We start from the raw sequence: 22,367 nt of genomic DNA, 5'->3' as shown, positions 1-22,367 counted from the left end.
TGTCCACTCCGGCGTTCGGGCCGGGGCTGCCGCACACCCACAACCTCACATCCGAGCACCACCTGCCCCTGACCACGCCGACTGACCGGGAGCCGACGTGCTGCAGCTGATCGCCGTGCACCTGCTCGCGGCTCTCGCTGCCCCGGCGCTGGTCTCGCGTTTCGGCCGGCGGATGTTCCTTCCGCTGGCGCTCGTGCCCGGCTCCGCCGCCATCTGGGCGTTGACCCGTCTGGGCGATGTCCTCGCCGGCGAGGTGCCCGTCCAGAGTGTGTCGTGGGTGGATTCGCTGGACATGCACCTGACCTTCCGCCTGGACGTGCTCGCCTGGTTGATGGTGCTGTTGGTCGGCGGGATCGGCGCCCTCGTGATGATCTACTGCGCCTGGTACTTCGCCACGGGTGCAAAGTTCCTGGGCCGCTTCGCCGGCATCTTCATCGGCTTCGCCGGTGCCATGCTGGGCCTGGTCACCACCGACAACACCCTCGCTCTGTACACATTCTGGGAGTTGACCACGGTCTTCTCCTACCTGCTGATCGGGCACTACTTCACCCGCAAGGGCGCCCGCCGTGCCGGCATGCAGGCGATCATCGTGACGACGTTCGGCGGCCTGGCCATGTTCGCCGGCTTCCTCATCCTCGGCGCCATGCCCGGCGGCTCGTTCTCGCTGTCCGAGCTCGTCAGGGAACCACCCGCAGGCACCGCGGCCACGGTGGCGATCGTCTGCATCCTCGTGGGCGCGCTCACCAAATCAGCGCTCGTGCCGTTCCACTTCTGGCTCCCCGGCGCGATGGCCGCACCCACGCCGGTCAGCGCCTACCTGCACGCCGCCGCCATGGTGAAGGCCGGCGTCTATCTCGTCGCCCGCCTCGCACCCGGTTTCGCGGAGATGGACACCTGGCGTTGGATCATCCTGATCACCGGCTCGGCCACCATGCTCATCGGCGGCTACCGCTCCCTCAAACAGCACGACCTGAAACTGCTGCTCGCGTTCGGCACCGTCAGCCAGCTCGGCTTCCTGATCCTGCTCGTCGGGCAGCCGAACCAGGCTGTCGCGCTCGCGGGCCTGGCGCTCATCGGTGCCCACGCAATGTTCAAGGCCGCACTGTTCCTGACCGTCGGCGTGATCGACGCCTCCGCCGGCACCCGCGACCTGCGCCAGCTCTCCGGCCTCGGGCGGAACCTGCGCGGGGCCGCCATCCCCGGCTTCCTCGCCACCTTCTCCATGGTGGGCCTGCCACCGTTCGCCGGCTACGTCGGCAAGGAGGCCGTGCTGGAGGCCCTCACCCACGACGGCGGAGCTTACGAGAGTGCACTCCTCGCCGTCGTGGTGGTCGGCTCGGTGCTGACGTTCGCCTACGGGATGCGCTTCCTGTGGGGCGCCTTCGCCCGCAAGCCCGGTGTGGCCGACGCCCAGCTGGACCGGGAGCCTCCGGGACTGTTCGTGCCCGGTTTCGTCCTCGCCATCCTGGGTCTCGGTGCCGGACTGCTCCCAGGGCTGGGGGAGGGGTTGTTCGAACGGTACGCGGCCACCTACCCGGCCGGGGAGCCGGGGCACTTGACCCTCTGGGGTGGTATCGGACCGGCGCTGGCGCTGACCGTGGTGATCGTCGCCGTCGGGCTCGGGCTGTTCGCAGCGCGTGGGCTGGTCGAACGCGCGCAGGATGCGGTGATTCTCGGCCCGGATGCGGACCGTGGGTATCGCACCCTGATGCGGCGCCTGGACCGGGCGGCCGTGGCCGTCACCTCCGCCACTCAGCGTGGATCCCTGCCCGGCTATCTCGGGATCATCCTGGTGGTGACCGTGGTGTCGGCGGCGATCGCGCTGGGGAGCTCGGGGGTGCAGATCGGCCAGGTGCGGCTCTTCGACAGCCCCGCCCAGCTGCTGGTCGCGGGGATCATCGTGATCGGCGCGATCCTGACGGCGCAGGCCCGGCGGCGGCTCAAGGCCGTGGTGCTGCTCGGCGTGACCGGGTACGGCGTGGTGGTGCTGTTCGCCCTGCACGGTGCCCCCGATCTCGCTCTCACGCAGGCACTGGTGGAGACCATCGCACTGGTGGTGTTCATCCTCGTGCTGCGCCGCCTTCCGGCGTACTTCTCCAACCGGCCGCTCAAGTCCAGCCGGTGGTGGCGGGCGGCACTGGGTGCACTCGTGGGTGTGCTGGCGATGGCACTCGCCCTGATCGTTCCGGCGGCCCGGGTGGCCGATCCGATCTCGGTGCTCTTCCCGACGGAGGCGTACGAGTACGGATACGGCAAGAACATCGTGAATGTCACGCTCGTCGACATCCGCGCCTGGGACACGATGGGTGAGATCGCCGTACTCCTGGTGGCGGCAACCGGTGTGGCCTCACTGGTGTTCGCCCGCACTCGTACCCGGACCGGACGGGTGGAGCGGATGAGAGACCGGCGTAGCGGCGATGCACAGGTCTGGCCGAGCGAGCTGGAGGACCCGGCCAGCAGACTTCGCCCGGCCCAGGGCACCGCAACCGCCCCTCGCCGGGCGCGGTCCTGGCTGACCGGTCCCGGCGCCCTCGCCCCGAACCGGCGGTCGGTGATCTTCGAGGTGGCGACACGGCTGCTGTTCCACACCATGCTCGTGTTCGCGCTGTTCCTGCTGTTCTCCGGCCACAACGCACCTGGCGGTGGCTTCGTCGCGGGCTTGATCGTCGGGATCGCGCTCACCGTCCGTTACCTCGCCGGCGGGCGGTACGAGCTCGGGGAGGCGGCGCCCATCCTGCCGGGTGCGCTGCTGGGCACCGGGCTGTTCCTCTCTGCCGGTGCGGGTGCGGTCCCGTTGTTCTTCGGGGGTGTGGTGCTGCAGTCGGTGAAGATCGACGTCGACCTCGGAATCCTCGGCGAGATGCACCTGGTCACCTCACTGTTCTTCGACATCGGCGTGTTCCTCGTGGTGGTGGGACTGATGCTGGACGTGCTGCGCACGCTCGGCGCCGAGATCGACCGGCAGGGCGAGGCCACGGGCACCGCCTCACCGGACATCGCCCACGACTCCCCGCGCAGTAGTCCCGACGACAGTCGCCCGCTCGTGGACGCTGGAGGTGAGCACTGATGGGCGTGGAGATGAGCCCGAGCCTGGCGCTGGTGCTCGCCGTCGGGGTCTTGGTGGGCTCGGGTGTGTACCTGCTGCTCGAACGGAGTCTCTCCCGGGTGATCATCGGGATCACGCTGATCAGCAACGGGGTCAACCTGCTCTTCCTCATCGCCGGTGGCGCTGCTGGCGGGCCGCCGCTGGTCGGGACCACTGAGCCGGACCAGATGGCCGACCCGCTGCCGCAGGCGATGGTGCTGACAGCGATCGTCATCAACCTGGGGATCACCGCCTTCGTGCTGGCGATGGCCTATCGCTCCTGGCAACTTCACGGTCACGACGAAGTCCAGGACGACCTCGAGGACCGCAGGATTGCCCGTCGCGCCGCCCGGCACGAGGAAGACACCCGAGCCGACGACGTGGGCACCGACCTCGCCACCGAGGCCGCCGAGGCCCGGGACGAGACCGAGGAAGAGCACTCCCTGGAGACCGCTCATCACGGACCTCGGCTGGGGGCCGACGACACCGAGGCCGAGCGGCACGACCGGGGTGAGAACACATGACCTGGCTCGTCGCGCTCCCGGTGGTGATCCCGCTCGTCGCTGCCGGGTTGGCTCTCGCCCTGGCGAAGCACTCCCGCGTGCAAGGTGTGATTTCCGTGGTGGCGCTCACCGCCGTGCTGATCGTGGCAGTCGCGTTGATCTTCGTCACCCACACCGTGGGGCCACAGGTGGTGAACGTCGGTGGCTGGGCAGCGCCCGTCGGGATCGCGGTGGTCACCGACAGGCTCTCGGCGTTGATGCTCGTGGTCTCGGCCGTCGTGCTGCTCGGGGTGCTGCTGTACTCCCTGGCCCAGGGTCTCGCCGATGGCCCCAAGGGTGCGCCGGTGGCGATCTACCACCCCACCTATCTGGTCCTCGCCGCCGGGGTGGCGATGGCGTTCACCTCCGGTGACCTGTTCAACCTCTACGTCGGCTTCGAGATCCTGCTCGCGGCCAGCTTCGTGCTGCTCACCCTCGGCGGCACCGGTGAACGCATCCGGGCCGGTGCCATCTACGTGGTCGTCTCGCTGCTCTCCTCACTGCTGTTCCTGATCTCGATCGCACTGCTGTACGGGGCCACCGGCACTCTCAACCTGGCGCAACTGGCCGACCGCATCGATGCCCTGGATCCTGGTCTGCAGACCGTCCTGCAGATCATGCTGCTCATGGGCTTCGCCATCAAGGCTGCGATCTTCCCGCTCTCGGCGTGGCTGCCGGACTCCTACCCGACCGCACCAGCCCCGGTCACCGCGGTGTTCGCCGGTTTGCTGACCAAGGTCGGCGTCTACGCCATCATCCGCACCCAGACGCTGCTGTTCACCGACGGCACCCTCGACACCGTGCTCATGGTGGCGGCGCTGCTGACCATGCTCGTCGGGATCGCTGGGGCTGTCGCGCAGGAGGACATCAAACGTCTGCTCTCCTTCACCCTGGTCAGCCACATCGGCTTCATGATCTTCGGGATCTCGCTGGCCAGCGATGTCGGGCTCTCCGCAGCGATCTTCTACGTGGCCCACCACATCACCGTGCAGACCGCGCTGTTCCTCGTCTCCGGCCTGATCGAGCGGCGGGGTGGGACGACCTCGCTGGTGCGCCTCGGGAGCCTGGCGAAGGTGGCCCCCGCGTTGGGCGTGGTGTTCTTCGTCTCCGCGATGAACCTGGCGGGGATCCCGCCGATGAGCGGATTCCTCGGCAAGGCAGGTCTCCTCCAGGCGGGCCTGGAGGACGGGACGCCATTGGCTCTGGTGGGGGTCGCCGTCGGGCTGGCCACCTCCTTGCTGACGCTCTACGCGGTGGTGAAGGCGTGGAACAAGGCGTTCTGGCAGGAGGCGCCGGCACCGTTGCCCGAGGCGAGCGTGCCGCGGGGAATGTTCGGGCCGACGGCCGTTCTGGCTGCGGTCGGTGTGGTGATCGCGTTGGTCGCGGGGCCGCTGTACTCCTACACCGACGCGGCTGCGCGGGACTTGCGCCTGCAGGACCCCTACATCTCGTCGGTCCTCGTGGACGACGGTCGTGGCGAGGGTCAGTCCGCGGATGCTCAGGGAGGTGACTCATGAGTGGTCGTGGTCGCTGGGACTGGCTGCAGCGGGTGCCGATGGCCGTGTGGATGACGGCCGTGTGGGTGCTGCTCTGGGGTCACCTGACGGTCGCCAACGTCCTCACCGGGGTGCTCGTGAGCGTCCTGCTGCTGTGGGTCTTCCCGATGCCGCGCGTCGGTTTCGAGGGCAGGGTGTCGCTGATCGGGGTGGTGCTGCTGACCGGACGGCTGCTGGTGGATGTGGTGCGTGCCTCGGTGTCGGTGGCGATCAGGGCGCTGCGGTGGCGCCAGACCCCGCACGGGGCCGTGATCCGGGTGCCGCTGCGTTCGGAATCGGATCTGTTCCTCACCCTGACTGCTGAGTTGACCACCCTGGTACCTGGGTCCTTTGTGGTGGAGGCGCACCGGTTCACCGGGACCTTGTACCTGCACGTGCTCGATGTGACCCGTCCGGGGGCGCTGGAGCGAGCGCGCCACGACGTCTTCGAGCAGGAGCGCCGGGTGATGTACGCCTTCGCCACCGACGCCGATATCGAGGCAGCCGGATTCGAGCCTCGACCGTGGCGGCTGCGTTCGCGTGGGGGACGCACGAGGACCCGTATGACGCGGGAGAGATCCTCGTACGAACGCGGGAAGGTACTCCCGAGGGACGGCGAGGACGAGTCATGAGCCCAGTGGTGATGGCGGTGTGTGCCGCGCTGCTGACCGCGGCTGCGGTCGTGACCCTGTACCGGGTGGAGAAGGGGCCCAGCATGCTCGATCGGGTGGTCGCCCTCGACGTGCTGGTCTCCACTCTGATCGGCTGCCTGGCGCTGGTCTCGCTGTGGTTCGGGCGGGAGGACCTGGTGCTGGTGCTGATGGTGCTCGCGTTGGTCGGCTTCGTGGGTGCCGTGACGTTGGCGCGGTTCGCGGCGTCGGAACCGGAGGAGGAGCGCCGGATCCTCACCGAGGCCGAGGCGGCAGCAGCAGAGGCGGCCGAGCTCGAGGACGAGGAGTCGATGGGGGAGGACAGCCGGTGAACGCGATGATGATCGCCGCGTCGGTATGCCTGATCGCGGGCTGCCTGCTCACCCTCGTCGCCGCCATCGGCGTGGCGCGCTTCCCGGACATGCTGGCGCGGATGCATGCCGCCACCAAGCCGCAGGTACTCGGCCTGATGCTGCTGATGGCCGGGCTCGCGTTTGGGCTCGGATCGAGTCAGCTCACCTGGAAACTGGTGCTGGTGGTGGTCTTCCAACTGCTGACGGCGCCGGTGGCCGCGCACATGGTGGGCCGTGCCGGGTATCGCACCGGAAAGGTGCGCTCGGACCTGCTGGTACGGGATGAACTCACCGAGGATCTGGAGCGGGCGCGCTTGCGGAAGGAGTCGTGAACGGAGCGCAGGGGACCGAGTAACGAAGGGTACCGGTGAGGACCCAGGTTCCCGGTGAGGACCCGAGTTCCACCCTATGTCGGTACCCGGAACCTGTGTCCACCCGATCGGGCCGTGTGCTCGCGCCTACTTCTTCTCCGGCACGTCCCCGCTCTCGAGCCACTTCTTCGCCCCACGGGTGGCGAAGGTGCGCGCGAACGTCACCACCGCCCCGCTGACGGCAGCGAAGACGACGAGCTCACCGAGGCTGATCTCACCGTCATCGGCGTCGCCGGTGGGCGGCTCGTGGCCGGTCGCAGCCTTCCACCCCATGGTGAGCAGCTTGTTCGCGGCGATACCGGCGGCGATGGCGGCCAGCGTGGTGACCAGCTTCGAGATGTTCATGCTCGGCTCCTGAGATCGGGTGCTGCCGGTCCAGCCTAGCCGCTCTGCGCCGTCGGGAGCGGGGAATGCCGGCGGCAGGGATGTGGCGCCCGGAGGTGTACTGTGAGGCCACACGACAGGGGAGCGCCTCGGGCGCTGAGAGTGCGGACAGCCGCAGACCCTCGAACCTGCTCCGGTTAGCACCGGCGAAGGAAGTCGAGCTTCTCTCTTTACCCCTCCTTTGAATTGAGGAGGACATGATGACCACCACCATTCACCACGCCGAATGCCGGCTGCTGCGACGTTCGGGCCCACCCACGCCGCACAACTCAGCGTCCGGCCGGAAGCGGGTTGGGCTCGCTGGAGGAGCCGGGTTCATGGCGCTCGCCCTGGCCGGGTGCTCGGTGATCGGGACCGGCTCCGAGAACGACGCGGATTCCGGCACGTCCGACGGCGCAGGGTCGGGTGTGGTGCAGGTCGTCACCCACGACTCCTTCCACGTCTCGGAGGATCTGATCGCCGACTTCGAGGCCGAGTCCGGGTACACGGTCGAGCTCAGCGCTCCCGGCGACGGCGGCGCCCTGGTGAACCAGCTCATCCTCACCACCGACTCCCCGCTCGGGGATGTGGCCTACGGGGTGGACAACTCCTTCGCGAGCCGCGCCATCGACGCCAGGGTGTTCGAGCCCTACACCTCGCCAGCGCTGCCTGCGAGTGCCGAGCGGTACCTGGCCGGCGATTCCGACGCCCTCACCCCGATCGACATCGGTGACGTGTGCCTCAACGTCGACCACGAGTGGTTCGCCGAGGCGGGCATCCCCCAGCCGGAGTCCTTCGAGGATCTGCTCGATCCGCAGTACGAGGACCTGCTGGTCGTGACCAACCCGGCGACGTCGTCCCCCGGCCTGGCCTTCCTGCTCGCCACGGTCGGGGCATTCGGCGAGGAAGGGTGGCTCGAGTACTGGGAGGGTCTGGCCGACAACGGGCTGAAGGTGGTGGACGGATGGTCGGACGCCTACTCGGTCGACTTCTCCGGTTCCACCGGTGAGGGTGACCGGCCGGTCGTGCTCTCCTACTCCACCTCCCCGGCCTTCGAGGTGGGCGAGGGAGAGAGCGAGGCGCCCACCGGCGCGCTGCTGGACACCTGCTTCCGGCAGATCGAGTACGCCGGGGTCATCTCCGGTGCGGCCAATCCCGAGGGCGGTCAGGCGTTCATCGACTTCCTGCTCTCCGATGAGGTGCAGGCCGACATCCCGGAGCAGATGTACGTCTACCCGGTCAGCGACGAGGTCGAGTTGCCGGAGTCCTGGACGCAGTTCGCCCCGCTTGCCGATGACCCGCACGAGGTGGACCCGGCGGAGATCGACGCCCACCGTGACGAGTGGATCGAGGCATGGACGGCGACAGTCATCGGGTGAGCCGGGTGAGCCGGGTGAGCCGGGCGCGATCCGGTCAGCCGGAAGCCGATGCCCCGGCCGTCCCGACGGACCCCACCGCCCCTCAGGTCACCGGGGGTGAAGTTGACGTCGGTTATGACGCCATAACCGACGTCAACCTCACCCCCGGTGGGGGCGGCACGGGCGGCAGTGGACGCAGGGACGCCAGTGGCCACGCCGGAGGGCGCGGTCGAGGGCGTGGCACCGGGCGACCGGGTCTCGGTCTCACCCGCACCCTGCTCTGGATCCTAGTCGCAGCGGTCCCGCTGACCTTCCTCGGGGTATTCTTCGCCTACCCGGTCGCCTCCCTGATCGGCCGCGGCTTCGTCACGGACGGGATTCTCGACCTGGGTGGCTTCGCCGAGGTCTTCGCCCGGCCGCGGACCTGGCGGATCGTCCGCCTCACCCTCACCCAGGCCGTACTCGGCACGACCGGAGCGGTGCTGCTAGGCATCCCCGGCGCCTACGTGCTCTACCGCTGCACCTTCCCAGGTCAGCGCATTGTCCGCGCAGTCGTGACCATCCCCTTCGTGCTGCCGACCGTGGTGGTGGGCGTGGCGTTCCGCACGCTGCTCGCCGACTCCGGCCCGCTCGGCTTCCTCGGACTGGACGGCACCTTCACCGCGATCATCCTGGCGTTGGTGTTCTTCAATTACGCCGTCGTGGTCCGCACGGTCGGCGGGATGTGGGAACGGCTGGATCCCCGCACCGAGCAGGCCGCCCGCGCCCTGGGAGCCTCCCCGGCCCGGGCGTTCCTCACCGTCACCCTCCCGGCGCTCACCCCCGCGATCGCCTCGGCGGCCTCGGTCGTGTTCCTGTTCTGCGCCACCGCGTTCGGGGTGGTGCTCGTGCTCGGCGGGATCCAGTTCGGCACGATCGAGACCGAGATCTGGATCCAGACGACTCAGTTCCTCGACCTGCGCGCCGCGGCTGTGCTCTCGGTGATGCAGCTGGTGGTGGTGGCCGGATCGCTGGCTCTGTTCGCGCAGGCCCGCGCCCGCCGTGAGCGCGCTCTACGGCTCCAGTCGACCCAGCCGGCTTCAAGGGCCCGAAATTCGGGGCAACTCGGCTTCAAGGGGCGAAAGTTCGGCCCCTGGAGGGCCGGAGCCGACCTGCTGCCGGCCGCGGTGACCGCCGTCGTCGTCGGCGTCCTGGTGCTGCTGCCCTTGGGGACCTTGCTGATCAGGTCACTGCGTACGCCGTCGGGCTGGGGCCTGGGCAACTATGTGGCGCTGGGCACCACCGGCGGTGACAACGCACTCACGGTGACCGTATGGGAGGCGGCCTTCAACTCGCTGCGCATCGCCGTCGATGCCACGGTGCTGGCCGTCGTGATGGGGGTGCTGGTGGCCCTGGTGCTCTCCCGCCGCCCCCGGCACCCGGCCGCCCGCCAGGCGATCGGGTGGATGGACTCCCTCGTCATGCTCCCGCTCGGGGTATCGGCGGTGACCGTGGGCTTCGGCTTCCTCATCACCCTCGACGCCCCGCCGCTGGACCTGCGCTCCTCCCCGGTGCTCATCCCGATCGCGCAGGCGATCGTGGCGCTGCCGCTGGTGGTGCGGACCGTGCTGCCGGTGCTGCGCGCGATCGACCCCCGCCTCCGTGAGGTCGCCACCGTGCTGGGCGCCTCCCCGGCCCGGGTGCTGGCCGCCGTCGAGCTGCCGTTCCTGATCCGATCGATGGGGCTGGCCATCGGGTTCGCCTTCGCGGTATCGCTCGGGGAGTTCGGCGCGACGGCGTTCCTCTCCCGCCCTGATCGGCCCACCCTGCCCGTGGTCATCTTCCGCCTCATCGGGCAACCCGGGGCGGAGAACTACGGGATGGCGCTCGCGGCCTCGGTGGTGCTGGCGCTGCTGACCGCAGGAGTGATGGGGTTGGCGGAACGACTACGAGGGGAGCGGGCCGGTGAGTGGTGAGTCCAGTGGCCTGAGTGTGCGCGGTGCCCGGGTGGCGTATGGCCCCACGACGGCGGTCGCCGGGGTGGACCTGCACGTGGCCACCGGTGAGGTGGTCGCCGTGCTCGGCCCCTCCGGGTGTGGGAAGTCCTCTCTCCTGCGGGCCGTCGCGGGTCTGGAGCCGCTGACCGGCGGGGACGTGCGATGGGACGGCGCCGACGTGAGCGGCGAACCGGTGCACCGGCGTGGGTTCGGGCTGATGTTCCAGGACGGGCAGCTGTTTCCACACCGGGATGTCGCGGGCAACGTGGAGTTCGGGCTGCGGATGGAGCGGGTGGCCCGGGCAGAGCGGACCGTGCGGGTGCGTGAACTGCTCGACATGGTCGGGCTGGACGGCTTCGGCGACCGTGCGGTGGCCTCACTCTCGGGAGGGGAGCAGCAGCGGGTGGCACTGGCCCGGGCACTGGCGCCGCGGCCCCGGCTACTGCTACTCGATGAGCCGCTCTCGGCGCTCGACCGCGAGCTGCGCGAGAGTCTGTCGGTGGAGCTGCGGCGTATTCTCACCGAGACCTCCACCACCGCGCTGTACGTGACGCATGACCACGACGAGGCCTTCGCCGTGGCCGACCGGGTGGCCGTGATGCGGCGGGGCAGGCTCGTGCAGGTCGGCACTCCGGCGGAGCTGTGGGCGGCGCCGGCCGATGCCGCGGTCGCACAGTTTCTTGGTTTCGTGGTCGTCGAGCACGATGGGCGCGCGCTCGGTCTCGGGCCGGGCGCGCTCGTGGTGGAACCGGACGCAGGTGCTGCGGACGGCGACGGGCCGGCCGGTCGCGTGGTCGCCACCGGGTTCGCCCGGGGCCGGTCCACGGTCCGGGTGCAGGTGCCCGGCTGGGGTGAGGTGACCGCCGTGGCGGGCGCTGCCGCACCGGAACCTGGTGCGCAGGTGAGGCTGCGGATCGAGCCGGGCTCCGTCGTCGTGCTCTGACCTGCCAGTTGTGGTCCGTGCCAGCCCCCAGGCACGGACCACACCTGGCGCTTCGTCAGCCGAAACGGTCCGGGGAGAACGGCGCCAGATCCACGGCCGGCTCCTCGTCCACGGCGAGGGCAGCGGCCACGTCACCGACCGCCGTCGCGTGCTTGAACCCGTGCCCGGAGCACGCGGCCGCGAGCACCACCCCGGGGTAGTCCTCGGGGATGCCGATGCTGAAGGCCTCGTCCGGGGTGTGGGTGTACATGCACCCCTCGGCGCGCACGTCGTCGGCGTCCAGCGCGGGGAGGCGCCGGGACACCCACGCTGCCACCTCGGCCCACTCCGCCGGGTCCACCTCGAGCGGGTTCTGGCCAGGGTCCGCGACGGCGGGGGCCGGCAGGTCGTGCAGGCCCACCTTGACGCCGTACCCCTCCAGGGCAGGGGCGCCCCAGGCAAGGTACCCGTCGGCCTCGTGCAGGAACACCCCGAAACTGCCCGGCCCGAACTGCTCGGCGTCCGGTGCGCCGAACCAGGTCAGCAGCGTGCGCCGCACCTGCATCGGGACGCTCAGGTCGGGTAGCAGCCCCGCCGTCCAGGCGCCGGTGGCCATGATCACGCGGCCGAACCGCCACGTGCGTTCGCCCTCGGGCCCGCTGCTACGCACCTCGACCCCGTGGTCGCAAGGTTCCACGGCCAGGATCCGTTCGCCGGTGCGCACCCGGGCCCCCTTCCCGACGGCGGCGCTTACCGCCGCGCGGATGCCCGCCTCGGAGCGCAGCACCCCAGTACCAGGATCGCGGATTCCCGCGGTGGCGTCCTCGATGGTGTGGTGGGGGTAGGCGGACCGGATCTGTGCGGCGGTGAGGCGTTCGTGCGGCAGATCGTGCGCCTCGATGGTCTCCAGGATGGGCGGCAGGAGGCGGCCGTTGGTGGGCCCGAGGAAGATCCCGCCGCAGAGGCTGAGGAGCTCGGTGCCGTCGGTCTGCTCGAGCTCTCGCCACAAGCCGAGGGCGTGCTGGGCGAGGGCGACGTACTGCGGGCCCTCCACCAGTGCGGTGCGAAACAGTCGGCTGTGTCCGTGCGAGGAGCCGTGTGGATGGCCGGGGGTGTGCTGCTCGAAGCCGATCACGTCGGCGCCGCGTGCGGCGGAGCGCCACAGGGCGGAGCTGCCCGCGGCGCCGAGACCGAGAACGGCGAGGTCTGCGTCCAGAGTTGTCATCGCAGGTCAGTCTGCCGGACTCACGGTGGTGAGTGGCCACGCGGGTGAGGGGAGTGCCTGGACGCGCCGGGTGGGGTGTCGTCCGCGAGATGTCGACGCGACGATCTCCTAGTCCGTGCAGCACCCGTCGGCGCAGCCGGTGGTGTGGTCGGCATGAGTCAGCGCGCTCGCGGGGACGTGGCAGCAGGCGTCACCGCGCCAGGCCTCCACACCCTCCTTGACAGCCACACCGGCGATGACCAGGGCTGCCAGCGGATCGGCCCAGGTCCAGCCGAACAGGGAGTTGAGGAGCAGGCCCGCCAGCAGCACCGCCGAGAGGTAGGTGCACAGCAGAGTCTGCTTGGAGTCGGCCACAGCGGACGCTGAGCCGAGTTCGCGACCGGTGCGACGTTCGAACCAGGACAGCAGCGGCATGATCGCCAGGCTCACGGCGGCGAGCACGATCCCGACCGTCGAATGCTCCGGCTCGGCCGCACCGAGCAGGCTGCGGACCGCATCGATCGTGACGAACAGGGCGAGGCCGAAGAACGAGAAGGCGATCACTCGTAGCGCAATGCGCTCGCGGGCCTCGGGGTCGGGGGCGCGGAACTGCCAGGCCACGGCCGCGGCGGAGAGCACCTCGACCGTCGAGTCCAGTCCGAAGCCCACGAGCGCCGCGGAGGAGGCGATGCGGCCGGCGGTGATCGCGACGATCGCCTCGATCACGTTGTAGGTGATGGTCGCGGTCACGATCCAGCGGATGCGGCGCTCCAGGATCGAGCGCCGGGCCGCGTCGAGCGGGTGAGGGGTGAGGGGGAGGGAGGTCATGAGCAGGTGCACTCCGGTCCGCAGCAGTCCGGGTCGACGGCGAGGGTGAGGGAGAGGAGCCCGTCCAGCGCCGGCCCGAGGGAGTCGTCGGCCAGGCGGTACCAGGTGCGACGGCCTTCCTTCACCGACTCCACCAGCCCGCATCCGCGCAGACAGGAGAGCTGGTTGGACATCACCTGCCGGGAGACGCCCAGTGCCCCGGCCAGGTCGGACGGGCAGGCCGGGGCTTCCCGGAGAGCAAGCAGGATGCGGGTGCGGGTGTGGTCGGACAAGGCGTGCCCCAGCCGTGCGACAGCAGCGGTGTGGGTCAGGGTGGCGGCCGGCAGCTCCAGGGAGGCCGTCGTCGCACCACCGGTGCTGAAGCGAGCGGCAGAGAGAGGCATACTTCAATAGTACAGAGTTCCCTGTATCGTCACGACGCGCTGTCGCGGCGGGGAAGTGTCACCCATGTTCCCCCCGGGGTAGGTGAAATCAAACGTCGATGTGGTCGTCGACACCGCGTGCCCGACCGCCAGATCGACGATTGATTTCGTGGAGGGAAGGGTTGTCAGGTGCTCACGCTCGTGAGATGGTTGAACTATCAACTATCAGGAGTGATCGACATGACCGACCGTCTCGCCCAGGACACAGCCATGGGCACCGTGGACCTGCTCGTGCGCGACCTCGACGCCATGATCGCCTACTACGCCACCGGGATCGGGCTCGATGTGCTCGAGCATGCCGGGCCGACGGCCGTGCTCGGGCGTGGGAGGACGCCGATCGTGAGGATGCGGGCAGAGCGCGACCTGCCGAGCTTCTCCCGCCGCGATGCCGGCCTGTTCCACACCGCCATCCTGTTCGACAGTGCCCCGGCGCTAGCTCGCTCCCTGGCCAGTGTGGCGCATTTTGCCCCCGCCAGCTTCACCGGCTCCGCCGATCACCTGGTCTCCGAGGCTTTCTACTTCGACGACCCGGAGGGCAATGGCGTCGAGCTCTACCTCGACCGCCCTCGCGAGCAGTGGACCCGCACACCCGGCGGCGGGGTGCGGATGGACTCCTTCCCGCTCGACCCGAATGCCTTCATGCGCGAGCACCTGGCGACCCCTGACCAGGGCGAGGTTCCCGCTCAGGAGCCGGACGCCGTCATCGGGCATGTGCATCTGCAGGTGGGAGACATCCCGACCGCCAAGGCCTTCTACGTGGACACGCTCGGCTTCGCGGTGATGGCCACCTTCGGGCGGCAGGCCATGTTCATCGCGGCCGGTGGGTACCACCACCACATCGGCATGAACACCTGGAACTCTGCCGGAGCCGGTCCGCGCGCGGCCTCCCTCGGCCTGGGGCAGGTCAGCATCGAGGTACCGAGCATCGACGACGTCACCGCGCTCACCGACCGCCTCACCCACGCCGGCATCCAGGGGCGCCACGACGGGCAGACCCTGCGGTTCGACGACCCGTGGAACACCCTGATCGAGGTCAGTGCCGCCTGACGTCGCTGCCCGAGTCGCCCTCGAGCCGAGTGCGTGACCGGCGAGACACGGGTACGGGAGTGCGCGGCACCATGGTGCTGGGGATGACGCATTCGTGTCGATTGCGCCACGTTGGCCGGAGTAGTTGGTGGTCGGGCACCTCGAACCAGAGCCGGACGAGTCAGCGCCGCTGCACTGCAGGCGTCGCGCCCGGCTCCCCATAGAACCGGCCCTCGCGCATCTTCACCGCAGCCACCAGCACGAAACTGAGCGAGACCAGCAACGCCCACGAGCCCCACTTGCCGGTGTGCACCATCTCCCAGATCTGCGCCTGGCTCGGGTACTGCCACGCCCCCAGGAACGTCCCCGCATTCTCGGCCACCCACAGGAAGAACCCGATCAGCACGAAGCTCACGCTCAGCGGCATCCGGTAGCGCGCCTGGCCGACGGTGAACGCGACGCGCGAGCGCCACAGCATCACCACGAACCCCGCTGCGATCAGCCACCGCACGTCCGGCAGCCAGTGGTGGGTGTAGAAGTTCGCATACGCCGCCACGGCCAGCATCGCGGTCGGAACCACCGGGAAGTGGTCCACCCGCAGCTCGAACCGCCGGAACGCCTGGCAGATGTAGGAACCGACCGCGGCGTACATGAAGCCCGAGTACAGCGGCACTCCGCCCACCCGGAGCAGGCCTTCGTCCGGGTAGGACCACGACCCCACGTGCACCTTGAAGACCTCCAGCGCCAGCCCGATCAGGTGGAAGCCGAAGATCACCGCCACCTCCCTGCCGGTCTCCAGCCGCAACACCCAGAACAGGACTGTGACAGCGAGGGCGTAGACAAGGAGCGCGTCGTAGCGGGCGATCGGCAGATCCACCACCGCGCTGGCCGCCAGGCCGGCGAAGATCGCCAGCGGGAACAGGCAGCACTGCACCTCCAGCCAGGTGAAGCGCGTCAGCTGCCCGACGGCGGAGGTGGCCGTCCGTAGGAGGGTGCGCTGCGCCGTCGGGGTGGCTGGAAGGGCGGCTTCGCCGCTGGGGGTGGAGTGCTGGCTGGTCACGTGGGTGAGCCTGCCAGCGAGCGAGAGGGAACCCGGCGCATTGCTCGCGATCCGCCCGGAGCCTTCACCAGATCGTCGCAGCCTGCGCCGATCCTTCACCGGCCTGCCGCGGGCACGAGACAATGACCCGATGAGAACTCTCGGCCCGGGCCGCCTGCACCGACTCCTCGCCGACGCCGAAGCGGTCACCTGGGCACTGCTGCTGATCGGTATGGCGCTGAAGTACCTCACCTCCACCACCGACCTCGGGGTGACGATCGCTGGGCCGATCCACGGGTTCGTGTTCCTGCTGTACTGCGTGAGCACGGTGGTGGTCGGGATCGACCAGCGGTGGCGTGCCGGCACGATCGTGCTCGGCCTGGCCAGTGCCATCCCGCCGTTCGCGACGATCCCGTTCGAGCGGTGGGTGCGCAGGAATGGCTTGGCGGGGCCGCAGTGGCGGCTGCGGAGCAGTGGGGGAGACCGGAGTGTGGTGGAGCGGGCGCTCGCGGAGGTGCTGCGCCGTCCGGTGCGGTTCGTGCTTGTGGCGGTGGCCGTGACCGCCCTGGTGTTCCGGGTGATGCTGTGGGTGGGACCGCCGGGAGGAGCCTGATCCCCGCCGCCGCAGTGGCACCAGTTCCGGGGGCAGGTGTGCCCATCGGCCGGGGCCCGTGAGGTTGCTAGGGTCGCGCAGTAGTCGAAGAAGGGTGTGACGCGTGGACTCGGGCTTCTCGTTCGTGCCGATCCTGACGTGGGTACTCATACCCGCGTTCGTCATCGGCGTGATCGCGTTCAGTCGGCATCAGGCGAAGAAGCGCCGGGAGCACTTGGCTCGATGGGCGGCGGCACGCGGGTGGCGGTACACGCCATCGGCACCGCACCTGGTCTCGCGCTGGCGGAGTGAGCCGTTCGGCCGGGGGAGCTCACGGCGGGCGACCAATGTGCTGAGCGGCGACTTTCACGGACGGCACGTGGTGTCGATGACGTACAAGTACACGACCGGATCGGGGAAGAACCGCAGTACCCACACCTTCCACGTCATCGCGATGCACCTGCCCGCCCCGCTGCCATGGTTGCAGCTGAGCCCGGAGGGCATGGGCGACTCGATCGCCAAGTTCTTCGGCGGTCAGGACATCGAGTTCGAGTCCGAGGCATTCAACGACGCCTGGCGCGTCAAAGCGCCTCCCGGGCAGTACGCCTACGACGTGATCCACCCGCGAATGATGGAGCGACTGATGCAGCCGGACGCACTGCGCCGCACCATCTCGATCGAGGGGCAGGACATCCTGATGAACGTCAGCGGGCGGCAGCAGGAGCAGTACATCGACGCCTACGCCAACCTGCTGTACGGGATCGTCGACCAGGTTCCGCGGCACGTCTGGCTACGGGCAGGGTACGACCCGGGCATGGCCTAGCGCCTTCACCCGCCCGCGGCAGTCAGGGCCGCGGAGAGGCGCTCCCGTGAGCTGACCCCGAGCTTCCGGTAGGCACCGGCCAGATGGGAATCGACCGTTCGGACGGACAGCACGAGCCGCTGTGCGATCGCCTTGCTGGTCATGCCACCGGCCGCGAGGGTCGCGACTTCCCGCTCCCGGCGAGTCAGAGGGGCGGGCTCATGAGCGGGCGGAAGAGCCACACCCAGCTCACGCAAACGGTCCGCAGCCTGCGTGGCGGCTCGCCTCCTGCTCCCGAGCAGCGCTGTCAGGTGGGCGACCACGGCCTCACTGCGCCGCCCGTCAACATGGTCGGCGAGCATCCCGACGCGCTCTGCGAGTGGCTCGCCGATCGCTGCCTGTGCCGCCGACGGGCCGACGGCGACGACGAGCCGGTGCAGAGCCTCGAGCTCGACGGCGTACTGGCGGTCCCGTGCGGCGGCAGCCGCGAGGCGCGTCGTGACGTCGGTGATGCTGGGATCGCGCAGCCAGAGGAGAGCATCGACCATGTGAAGGTCCAAGAAGGCGCCGGTCACCCAGGAGCATCGCCGGGGGGTCGTGGCCAGCTCGCTGAGCAGTGCGCGAGCGGCGGCGCTCTCGCCGGCGGCTGCGGCGACCTTCGCCTCCTGGGCGAGGCTGTAGGCGGCGACGCCGAGGGTGTCGCGCACACGGAGACGGGCGTTCGCTGCCCGGAGCTCCTGTCGTGCGGTGACCCACTCTCCGCGGGCGGAGGCCACGGTCCCGCGGCGCAGGTGCAGGCCGACCATGTCGATATCGGTGCCTGCGGTCGGTTCGGTGCGTTCGGCCGCGTCGATCTCGCCGATGAGCACGAGCAGGAAGAATCGGAGCAGGGTGAAGGATCCTGGGTTCCACCCTTGCAGCACACGATCGCTGGAGATCACGGGAAGAAATCGGCGGAACAGCGCCTCGGCTTCGTGGGCTCGGCCCGTGAGGGCGAGGGCGACTGCCGTCGGTCCGACGAGCTGTACGACCTGCTCCAGGTGCGGGTTGTCGCGCAACCGCTGGTGTGCCTCGTCCACCATCTCGGGATGCCGGCCCGCCCAGGCGAGGTGGGACAGGTACAACGCCTCGACGTTCGTGAGCGCCTGTGCGACAGCCTCGTTGGTCCTCGCCTGAGGGCGCAACCAGCGTGCGGTCGAGCTGAGCATGCCCAACGCCGCCTCGGTGTCCATGGCGAGAAAGTGCCGCACGGTTGTTTCGTGGCGGATCGCCGGGAGGTAGGCATCGAGTACCTCCGCTCCGGAGTCGTCCGAGAGCACCATGGCTGAGCGGGCCGATGCAAGATCGGACAATGCGGCGTTGATGTCCCCGAGGCGCAGGTGGGCGGTGGCGCGGGCAGTGAGGGCCTGGATGGTCCCGACTGGGTTGATCCCGCGCCGCAGCACCGTACCGGTCAGCTCCACGGCGATCTGTGGCTCGTCCGCGCGCACCGCATGATCGCAGGCGCGCAGCAACTCGGGCAGCGGGACGTCCACGTCGGCGCGCACTCTGCGTGAGACCGATCGCACGAGGTCCTGCGGTGCGGACGGCGCCGGTGCGACCGGGCTGCCGGCGATCAGGTCGTGGCGCCGGGTGTTCGAGACCTGAGCGGCGATGGCGTCCGCCCGGAGTGGATGCGTCACTTCCAGGTGTGTGGGATCGCCGGAGTCCCTTCCGCCCTGGCCAGGGCGCAGTAGACCGCGGCGTAGGAGTCGCCTGCTGACCCGGTCCGCAACGGTGGCGGCAGGCACCCCGCCCGCGACGGCGGCGCGTTCGACGACCGCTCGCTCCACCTCAACCAGGCCACGGAGGTCATGGAAGGCTGCCTCCATCATGCGGTCCGTCAGCGTCGGGATCCCGGTCCACACCCAGACGCCGTCGCTGGCGAACAGATCGCCACGCTGGCGATGGTCCCTCACCAGCTCGCACAGGTAGAAGGGGTTGCCGCGGGAGGCGATCCAGAGCCGGTGCACGGCGTCCGCCGTGGGAAAGCCGCCGAGCATGTCCGCCAGCAGCGCTTCGGTCTGTGCCGTGTTCATCGGCTGGACCTGAAAAGTCACCACATCGGTCAGGTCCGCGAGCACGGCCGGCCCGCTCGGGTGGGCGCTGTGGCTGGCAACGAGCGCCATCCCCGGGCGCTCAGCCACCTCCTCGACAGCGCGCAGGACTGCGTCGTCGAGAAGGTGTGCGTCCTCGAGCCGGAGCAGGACCTCGCCCTGGCCCGGCAGCGCCAGCCAGTCCCACAGTGCGGTGGCACCGGCCGCGACATCGCCGCGGGAACCTGCCTTCTCGACCAGGGGCTGCCACGATGAGGGCCTGCTCGGGGTGGAGGTGAGATCGACGAGGCGTCGTTCTCGCAGGAGTCCATCGCGTACGGCGGCGTTGATCAGGTGCGTCTTGCCGCTACCGACCTCCCCTTGGACAATGACGGAGTGGCCGGCTGAGAGCGCCTCCCGGATCAGGGCCGGCTGCTGGGGCGAGACCGACAGGGGTTCCGGCGGTTCGGACAGTGCCGACGGTCGGCGGGGGCGAGGGGGCGCTGCGACGAGCTCACCGGAGTGCATGGGTCAGTTCCTCCCTGCTGGAGACGCCGAGCTTGGCGAAGACGCTGGCGAGGTGGCTATCGACGGTGCGGGCCGAGACCCCGAGCCGGGTGGCGATCGTGCGGCTGGTGAGGCGGGCCCGGGCGAGGGCCGCGACCTCGCGTTCGCGAGGTGTGAGGTGACGCGTCTGAGGTCCGGGAGGCAGCCACAGGCCGCGCTCGTTGAGCTGGCGTTCGGCGATTCCAGCGAGGTCGGCGTCCGTGCGCACGAGGGCCTCGGCGTGTGAGAGGAGTGCGTCGACACGCGGTGACGCGAGGTGAGCGCGGAGCTGCCGCAGGCGTTCGAGAACCCCGTCGTAGGGCGGCCGGCCGGCGCGCAGGTCGAGCACCAGGGATCGGTGCAGCGCCTCCATCTCGATGCGCATGAGCCCCGACAGATGGGCCCACGACGCGAGCGCGCGCGCTGCCCGGGGAAGCGACGGTGCACGTAGCCACAACATGGTGTCGAGGCGCAGCAGGCGCAACTCGCCGCTGAGCACGGCTGTCTGGCTCCGGGCCATGGCGCGGACGGCGGTGAGCAGATCCTGAGCTCGTGCCGGTTCCCCTCCGGCTGCGGCCGCGAGTGCCTCGACCCCGCGTGCGTAGGCGCCGATCCCCGGGGGTCCGTGCAGGTCGAGGTGCTCGTGCACCGGGCCCAACTTGCTCTGAGCCTGGGACCAGGTACCGCGTGCGGCGGCGGTCAGGCCCGCGCCGACCTGCGCGTTCAGCCATGGCGCCCCCGTGGGCGGATTCTCGAACCTGGTCGGAGTCATGGCCTCGAGCTGATCGATCTCACCCGCCCCCAGATGTGCGAGAACCCCGAGGGCAGCGAGCTCGGCCGCCGCGTCACCGTGAACATCCGATCCGGCGGCGATCGCGGCTCGATAACGGGCGGCGATGTTCCACGTCTCCTCGAATCGCCCGGCCTGGAGCAGGCCGAGCCCGGTGGGGTACACGAGCGGGAGGGCCACTCGTGGGTCGGCGATCTCGCCCAGCAGGTCGAGGGAGCGCGGGCCTGAGTCACGATGCCGTCCGGCGTATCCGAGATGGCGCAGTCGGGACACCTCGAGCTCGATCCGTGGCTGGTCGGAGTCGCCGGATGTTGGCAGCTCGGCCATCCACTGGTTCGCCTCCGCCAAGGAGCTCAGCGCGGCGTCGAGATCATCGCGGTCATGCTGCTCGAGATCGGCGCGCAACCGTGCGGCCGTCAGCACGAGCATGGGAAGACGAGCATCGGCCGGGGCGGCGGCCACGGCTCCCCGCAGTTGCGGCAGGAGCTCGGCGATATCGTCCAGGGCGGCGTCGGTGTGGGACAGGAGCCGGTGTGCTTCGGCACGGTCGAGCAGGAGGGTGATCGTCTCGATCGTGCTCAGCCGATTGGAGCCGGTCGGGCCGAAGGTGGCGTCGATCAGCCAGACGACCTCGTCCGGGCGGCGATGAGCGAACGCCTCTGCCACAGCGCTGCGGATGGTCGCGTACCCGAGTGGCCATCCCTTCGACAGCAGCAGGAGTACCGCCTGCCGTCCGAGGACTCCTCCGTTCGCGCCACGGCCCGCCGCTTCCTGCAAGATCTCCTGGCGCTGATCGGGCGGCGTGGTGCTCAGCAACGCTTCGCGGAGGAGGTTGTGGGCGGGTTCGACCATCAGCTCTGGGAGACGCTCTGCCGGCCGGGTGCGGATCAGTCCGCGGTGCAGGAGGCTCTCGACCGTCTCCCGGTCGACGCTGTCGAGCAGGGTCCCGAGCGTGAGGGGGCCCAGCAGGGCTAGAGCCCGTAGCGCCTGCAGTGCCTGGTCGTTCAGGTCGGCCAGCTCGGTCGTGGCGACAGTCAGCAGTGCGGGCACGGGTTCAGGGGTGATGCTGAGTGACCTGACCCGCTCCGTCGCTGCCAGGCCGCTGCGCGTCAGGTCGCTCCGTGCATGCAGACCGGTGGTGAGTTCACGCAGGTGGAGGACGTTGCCGCCGCTGCGGTCCCACAGGTGCTGGACGACATCGGGTGCGACGGGCTCGCCGACTATGGTCGTGAGCAGCCCCGCGGTCTCGTGCGGGGCCAGTGCGTGCAGATCGATCCGGTCGAGAACGTCGTCGCGCCACAGACCGTGCCAGGGAGCGGCCGATGCGCTGTGTGGGCGGGCCGTCGCCACGAGGGTGATCGCGCGCAGGCGAACCAGCTCGGCGATGACGGCGGCGCTGGCGCTGTCGAGGAGGTGTGCTCCGTCGATCCGCAGCAGCGGCGCGCACGTACCAGAGCGTGCGGGTGTCAGATGATCCTGCACCGCGATCACAGCCTCGTCGGCCGTCGCGGGGCGGCCATCGAGGTCGAGGGCGTGGACGAGACCGTCGAAGGCTGTGGTGAGCGGAACCGTTCGCCGGACGGCGGGGGGCGAGGGATTCGCGATCTGGTCCGGGTATCCCTCGTCGGTGAGGACGCGAGAGGCCAGATGTGACTTTCCCGTTCCGGCCTCGCCGAAGATCAGTGCTCCGCGGCCGGCCCGCAGCGAGCGCACCAACTGGTTCTCGTGGGCCTGGTGGACATGCTCGAACTGCTCGAACTGCCCGAACTGCTCAGTCTGTTCGAACTGCTCTCGCACGATGACCTGGTGCGAACTCACACTCGCAGAACCGGCCACCTCATGGGGCCGGGCTCTCACGGCATGGGCGCTCGTGAGCGGGCCATGCCCG

At 69.7% G+C, this 22,367-nt stretch carries 19 protein-coding genes and 1 riboswitch; of the genes, 12 read left to right on the top strand and 7 right to left on the bottom strand.

The features are described from left to right. The first annotated feature begins 97 nt into the window (after positions 1 to 97). From FV560_RS00260 to mnhG, 6 genes are read left to right on the top strand one after another with little or no spacing between them, the layout of a single operon-like run. Complete coding sequence (locus FV560_RS00260; RefSeq protein WP_159618090.1) at positions 98 to 3,067, top strand: Na+/H+ antiporter subunit A; 2,970 nt, start codon at positions 98 to 100, stop codon at positions 3,065 to 3,067. Then, the gene (locus tag FV560_RS00255; RefSeq protein ID WP_338049684.1) at positions 3,067 to 3,609 is read left to right on the top strand and encodes a Na(+)/H(+) antiporter subunit C; all 543 of its coding nucleotides are present in this window, start codon (positions 3,067 to 3,069) and stop codon (positions 3,607 to 3,609) included. The genes FV560_RS00260 and FV560_RS00255 overlap by 1 nt, the downstream gene beginning before the upstream one ends. Beyond that, positions 3,606 to 5,144, top strand: a complete 1,539-nt coding sequence (locus FV560_RS00250; RefSeq protein ID WP_159618088.1) for a Na+/H+ antiporter subunit D — start codon at positions 3,606 to 3,608, stop codon at positions 5,142 to 5,144. The genes FV560_RS00255 and FV560_RS00250 overlap by 4 nt, the downstream gene beginning before the upstream one ends. Further along, positions 5,141 to 5,794: a Na+/H+ antiporter subunit E gene (locus FV560_RS00245; RefSeq protein ID WP_159618086.1), complete on the top strand. Its 654-nt coding sequence runs from the start codon at positions 5,141 to 5,143 to the stop codon at positions 5,792 to 5,794. The genes FV560_RS00250 and FV560_RS00245 overlap by 4 nt, the downstream gene beginning before the upstream one ends. Beyond that, positions 5,791 to 6,144, top strand: coding sequence for an MrpF/PhaF family protein (locus FV560_RS00240; protein ID WP_159618084.1), 354 nt, complete (start codon positions 5,791 to 5,793; stop codon positions 6,142 to 6,144). The genes FV560_RS00245 and FV560_RS00240 overlap by 4 nt, the downstream gene beginning before the upstream one ends. A gap of 5 nt (positions 6,145 to 6,149) precedes the next feature. Further along, positions 6,150 to 6,497: a monovalent cation/H(+) antiporter subunit G gene (gene mnhG / locus FV560_RS00235; protein WP_159619291.1), complete on the top strand. Its 348-nt coding sequence runs from the start codon at positions 6,150 to 6,152 to the stop codon at positions 6,495 to 6,497. 126 nt (positions 6,498 to 6,623) lie between these two features. Here mnhG and FV560_RS00230 read toward each other — a convergent pair whose 3' ends face one another. Further along, positions 6,624 to 6,881 (bottom strand): DUF4235 domain-containing protein, encoded by a 258-nt coding sequence (locus FV560_RS00230; RefSeq protein ID WP_159618082.1) that lies wholly within the window; start codon positions 6,879 to 6,881, stop codon positions 6,624 to 6,626. A 107-nt stretch (positions 6,882 to 6,988) separates the two neighbouring features. Then, positions 6,989 to 7,092, top strand: a riboswitch (TPP riboswitch). A 28-nt stretch (positions 7,093 to 7,120) separates the two neighbouring features. Here FV560_RS00230 and FV560_RS00225 point away from each other — a divergent pair. Genes FV560_RS00225 through FV560_RS00215 form a run of 3 tightly spaced genes read left to right on the top strand, consistent with a single transcriptional unit; the run spans position 7,121 to position 11,176 of the window. Further along, positions 7,121 to 8,278, top strand: coding sequence for a thiamine ABC transporter substrate-binding protein (locus tag FV560_RS00225; protein WP_235019838.1), 1,158 nt, complete (start codon positions 7,121 to 7,123; stop codon positions 8,276 to 8,278). Beyond that, the gene (locus FV560_RS00220) at positions 8,254 to 10,212 is read left to right on the top strand and encodes an ABC transporter permease (protein ID WP_159618080.1); all 1,959 of its coding nucleotides are present in this window, start codon (positions 8,254 to 8,256) and stop codon (positions 10,210 to 10,212) included. The genes FV560_RS00225 and FV560_RS00220 overlap by 25 nt, the downstream gene beginning before the upstream one ends. After that, positions 10,202 to 11,176, top strand: coding sequence for an ABC transporter ATP-binding protein (locus FV560_RS00215; protein WP_200837459.1), 975 nt, complete (start codon positions 10,202 to 10,204; stop codon positions 11,174 to 11,176). Before FV560_RS00220 ends, FV560_RS00215 begins: the two co-directional genes overlap by 11 nt. A 55-nt stretch (positions 11,177 to 11,231) precedes the next feature. Here FV560_RS00215 and solA read toward each other — a convergent pair whose 3' ends face one another. The 3 genes from solA to FV560_RS00200 form a co-directional block, all read right to left on the bottom strand. After that, the gene (gene solA, locus FV560_RS00210) at positions 11,232 to 12,380 is read right to left on the bottom strand and encodes an N-methyl-L-tryptophan oxidase (RefSeq protein ID WP_159618078.1); all 1,149 of its coding nucleotides are present in this window, start codon (positions 12,378 to 12,380) and stop codon (positions 11,232 to 11,234) included. A 108-nt stretch (positions 12,381 to 12,488) separates the two neighbouring features. Beyond that, entirely contained in the window at positions 12,489 to 13,187 is a 699-nt protein-coding gene (locus FV560_RS00205; RefSeq protein ID WP_159618076.1) for a cation diffusion facilitator family transporter, read from the bottom strand. Continuing rightward, entirely contained in the window at positions 13,184 to 13,570 is a 387-nt protein-coding gene (locus FV560_RS00200) for an ArsR/SmtB family transcription factor (protein WP_200837458.1), read from the bottom strand. The genes FV560_RS00205 and FV560_RS00200 overlap by 4 nt, the downstream gene beginning before the upstream one ends. Before the next feature lie 219 nt (positions 13,571 to 13,789). On the opposite strand from FV560_RS00200, the gene FV560_RS00195 reads away from it, so the two are divergent. After that, a complete protein-coding gene (locus tag FV560_RS00195; RefSeq protein WP_159618074.1) occupies positions 13,790 to 14,656 on the top strand; it encodes a VOC family protein in 867 nt (288 codons plus the stop codon). Positions 14,657 to 14,816: 160 nt separating this feature from the next. On the opposite strand, the gene FV560_RS00190 is transcribed toward FV560_RS00195, so the two are convergent. Then, entirely contained in the window at positions 14,817 to 15,695 is an 879-nt protein-coding gene (locus FV560_RS00190) for a DUF817 domain-containing protein (RefSeq protein WP_159618072.1), read from the bottom strand. A gap of 130 nt (positions 15,696 to 15,825) precedes the next feature. Here FV560_RS00190 and FV560_RS00185 point away from each other — a divergent pair, with 130 nt between their 5' ends. Together FV560_RS00185 and FV560_RS00180 are read left to right on the top strand one after the other, a co-directional pair. After that, complete coding sequence (locus FV560_RS00185; RefSeq protein ID WP_159618070.1) at positions 15,826 to 16,287, top strand: DUF3817 domain-containing protein; 462 nt, start codon at positions 15,826 to 15,828, stop codon at positions 16,285 to 16,287. A gap of 103 nt (positions 16,288 to 16,390) precedes the next feature. Then, positions 16,391 to 17,089, top strand: coding sequence for a hypothetical protein (locus FV560_RS00180; protein ID WP_159618068.1), 699 nt, complete (start codon positions 16,391 to 16,393; stop codon positions 17,087 to 17,089). A 5-nt stretch (positions 17,090 to 17,094) separates the two neighbouring features. On the opposite strand, the gene FV560_RS00175 is transcribed toward FV560_RS00180, so the two are convergent. Both FV560_RS00175 and FV560_RS00170 read right to left on the bottom strand, forming a co-directional pair. Next, entirely contained in the window at positions 17,095 to 19,671 is a 2,577-nt protein-coding gene (locus tag FV560_RS00175; RefSeq protein ID WP_159618066.1) for a helix-turn-helix transcriptional regulator, read from the bottom strand. Beyond that, the gene (locus FV560_RS00170; protein ID WP_159618064.1) at positions 19,658 to 22,297 is read right to left on the bottom strand and encodes a helix-turn-helix transcriptional regulator; all 2,640 of its coding nucleotides are present in this window, start codon (positions 22,295 to 22,297) and stop codon (positions 19,658 to 19,660) included. Before FV560_RS00170 ends, FV560_RS00175 begins: the two co-directional genes overlap by 14 nt. Positions 22,298 to 22,367: the final 70 nt, after the last annotated feature.

It is taken from the genome of Ruania rhizosphaerae (assembly GCF_009805705.1).
Taxonomy (GTDB): Bacteria; Actinomycetota; Actinomycetes; order Actinomycetales; family Beutenbergiaceae; genus Ruania; species Ruania rhizosphaerae.
The sequence above is the reverse complement of the archived record's forward strand: the minus strand, read 5'-3'. Positions and strand labels throughout refer to the sequence as shown.

What these genes read in the sequence shown, in the direction of transcription:
- FV560_RS00225 (WP_235019838.1), top strand. Translation starts at nt 7,121, where the DNA reads ATGACCACCACCATTCACCACGCCGAATGCCGGCTGCTGCGACGTTCG.
- FV560_RS00255 (WP_338049684.1), top strand. Translation starts at nt 3,067, where the DNA reads ATGGGCGTGGAGATGAGCCCGAGCCTGGCGCTGGTGCTCGCCGTCGGG.
- FV560_RS00195 (WP_159618074.1), top strand. Translation starts at nt 13,790, where the DNA reads ATGACCGACCGTCTCGCCCAGGACACAGCCATGGGCACCGTGGACCTG.
- FV560_RS00240 (WP_159618084.1), top strand. Translation starts at nt 5,791, where the DNA reads ATGAGCCCAGTGGTGATGGCGGTGTGTGCCGCGCTGCTGACCGCGGCT.
- FV560_RS00230 (WP_159618082.1), bottom strand. Translation starts at nt 6,881, where the DNA reads ATGAACATCTCGAAGCTGGTCACCACGCTGGCCGCCATCGCCGCCGGT.
- FV560_RS00250 (WP_159618088.1), top strand. Translation starts at nt 3,606, where the DNA reads ATGACCTGGCTCGTCGCGCTCCCGGTGGTGATCCCGCTCGTCGCTGCC.
- FV560_RS00175 (WP_159618066.1), bottom strand. Translation starts at nt 19,671, where the DNA reads ATGCACTCCGGTGAGCTCGTCGCAGCGCCCCCTCGCCCCCGCCGACCG.
- FV560_RS00185 (WP_159618070.1), top strand. Translation starts at nt 15,826, where the DNA reads ATGAGAACTCTCGGCCCGGGCCGCCTGCACCGACTCCTCGCCGACGCC.
- mnhG (WP_159619291.1), top strand. Translation starts at nt 6,150, where the DNA reads ATGATGATCGCCGCGTCGGTATGCCTGATCGCGGGCTGCCTGCTCACC.
- solA (WP_159618078.1), bottom strand. Translation starts at nt 12,380, where the DNA reads ATGACAACTCTGGACGCAGACCTCGCCGTTCTCGGTCTCGGCGCCGCG.
- FV560_RS00205 (WP_159618076.1), bottom strand. Translation starts at nt 13,187, where the DNA reads ATGACCTCCCTCCCCCTCACCCCTCACCCGCTCGACGCGGCCCGGCGC.
- FV560_RS00200 (WP_200837458.1), bottom strand. Translation starts at nt 13,570, where the DNA reads ATGCCTCTCTCTGCCGCTCGCTTCAGCACCGGTGGTGCGACGACGGCC.
- FV560_RS00245 (WP_159618086.1), top strand. Translation starts at nt 5,141, where the DNA reads ATGAGTGGTCGTGGTCGCTGGGACTGGCTGCAGCGGGTGCCGATGGCC.
- FV560_RS00220 (WP_159618080.1), top strand. Translation starts at nt 8,254, where the DNA reads ATGGACGGCGACAGTCATCGGGTGAGCCGGGTGAGCCGGGTGAGCCGG.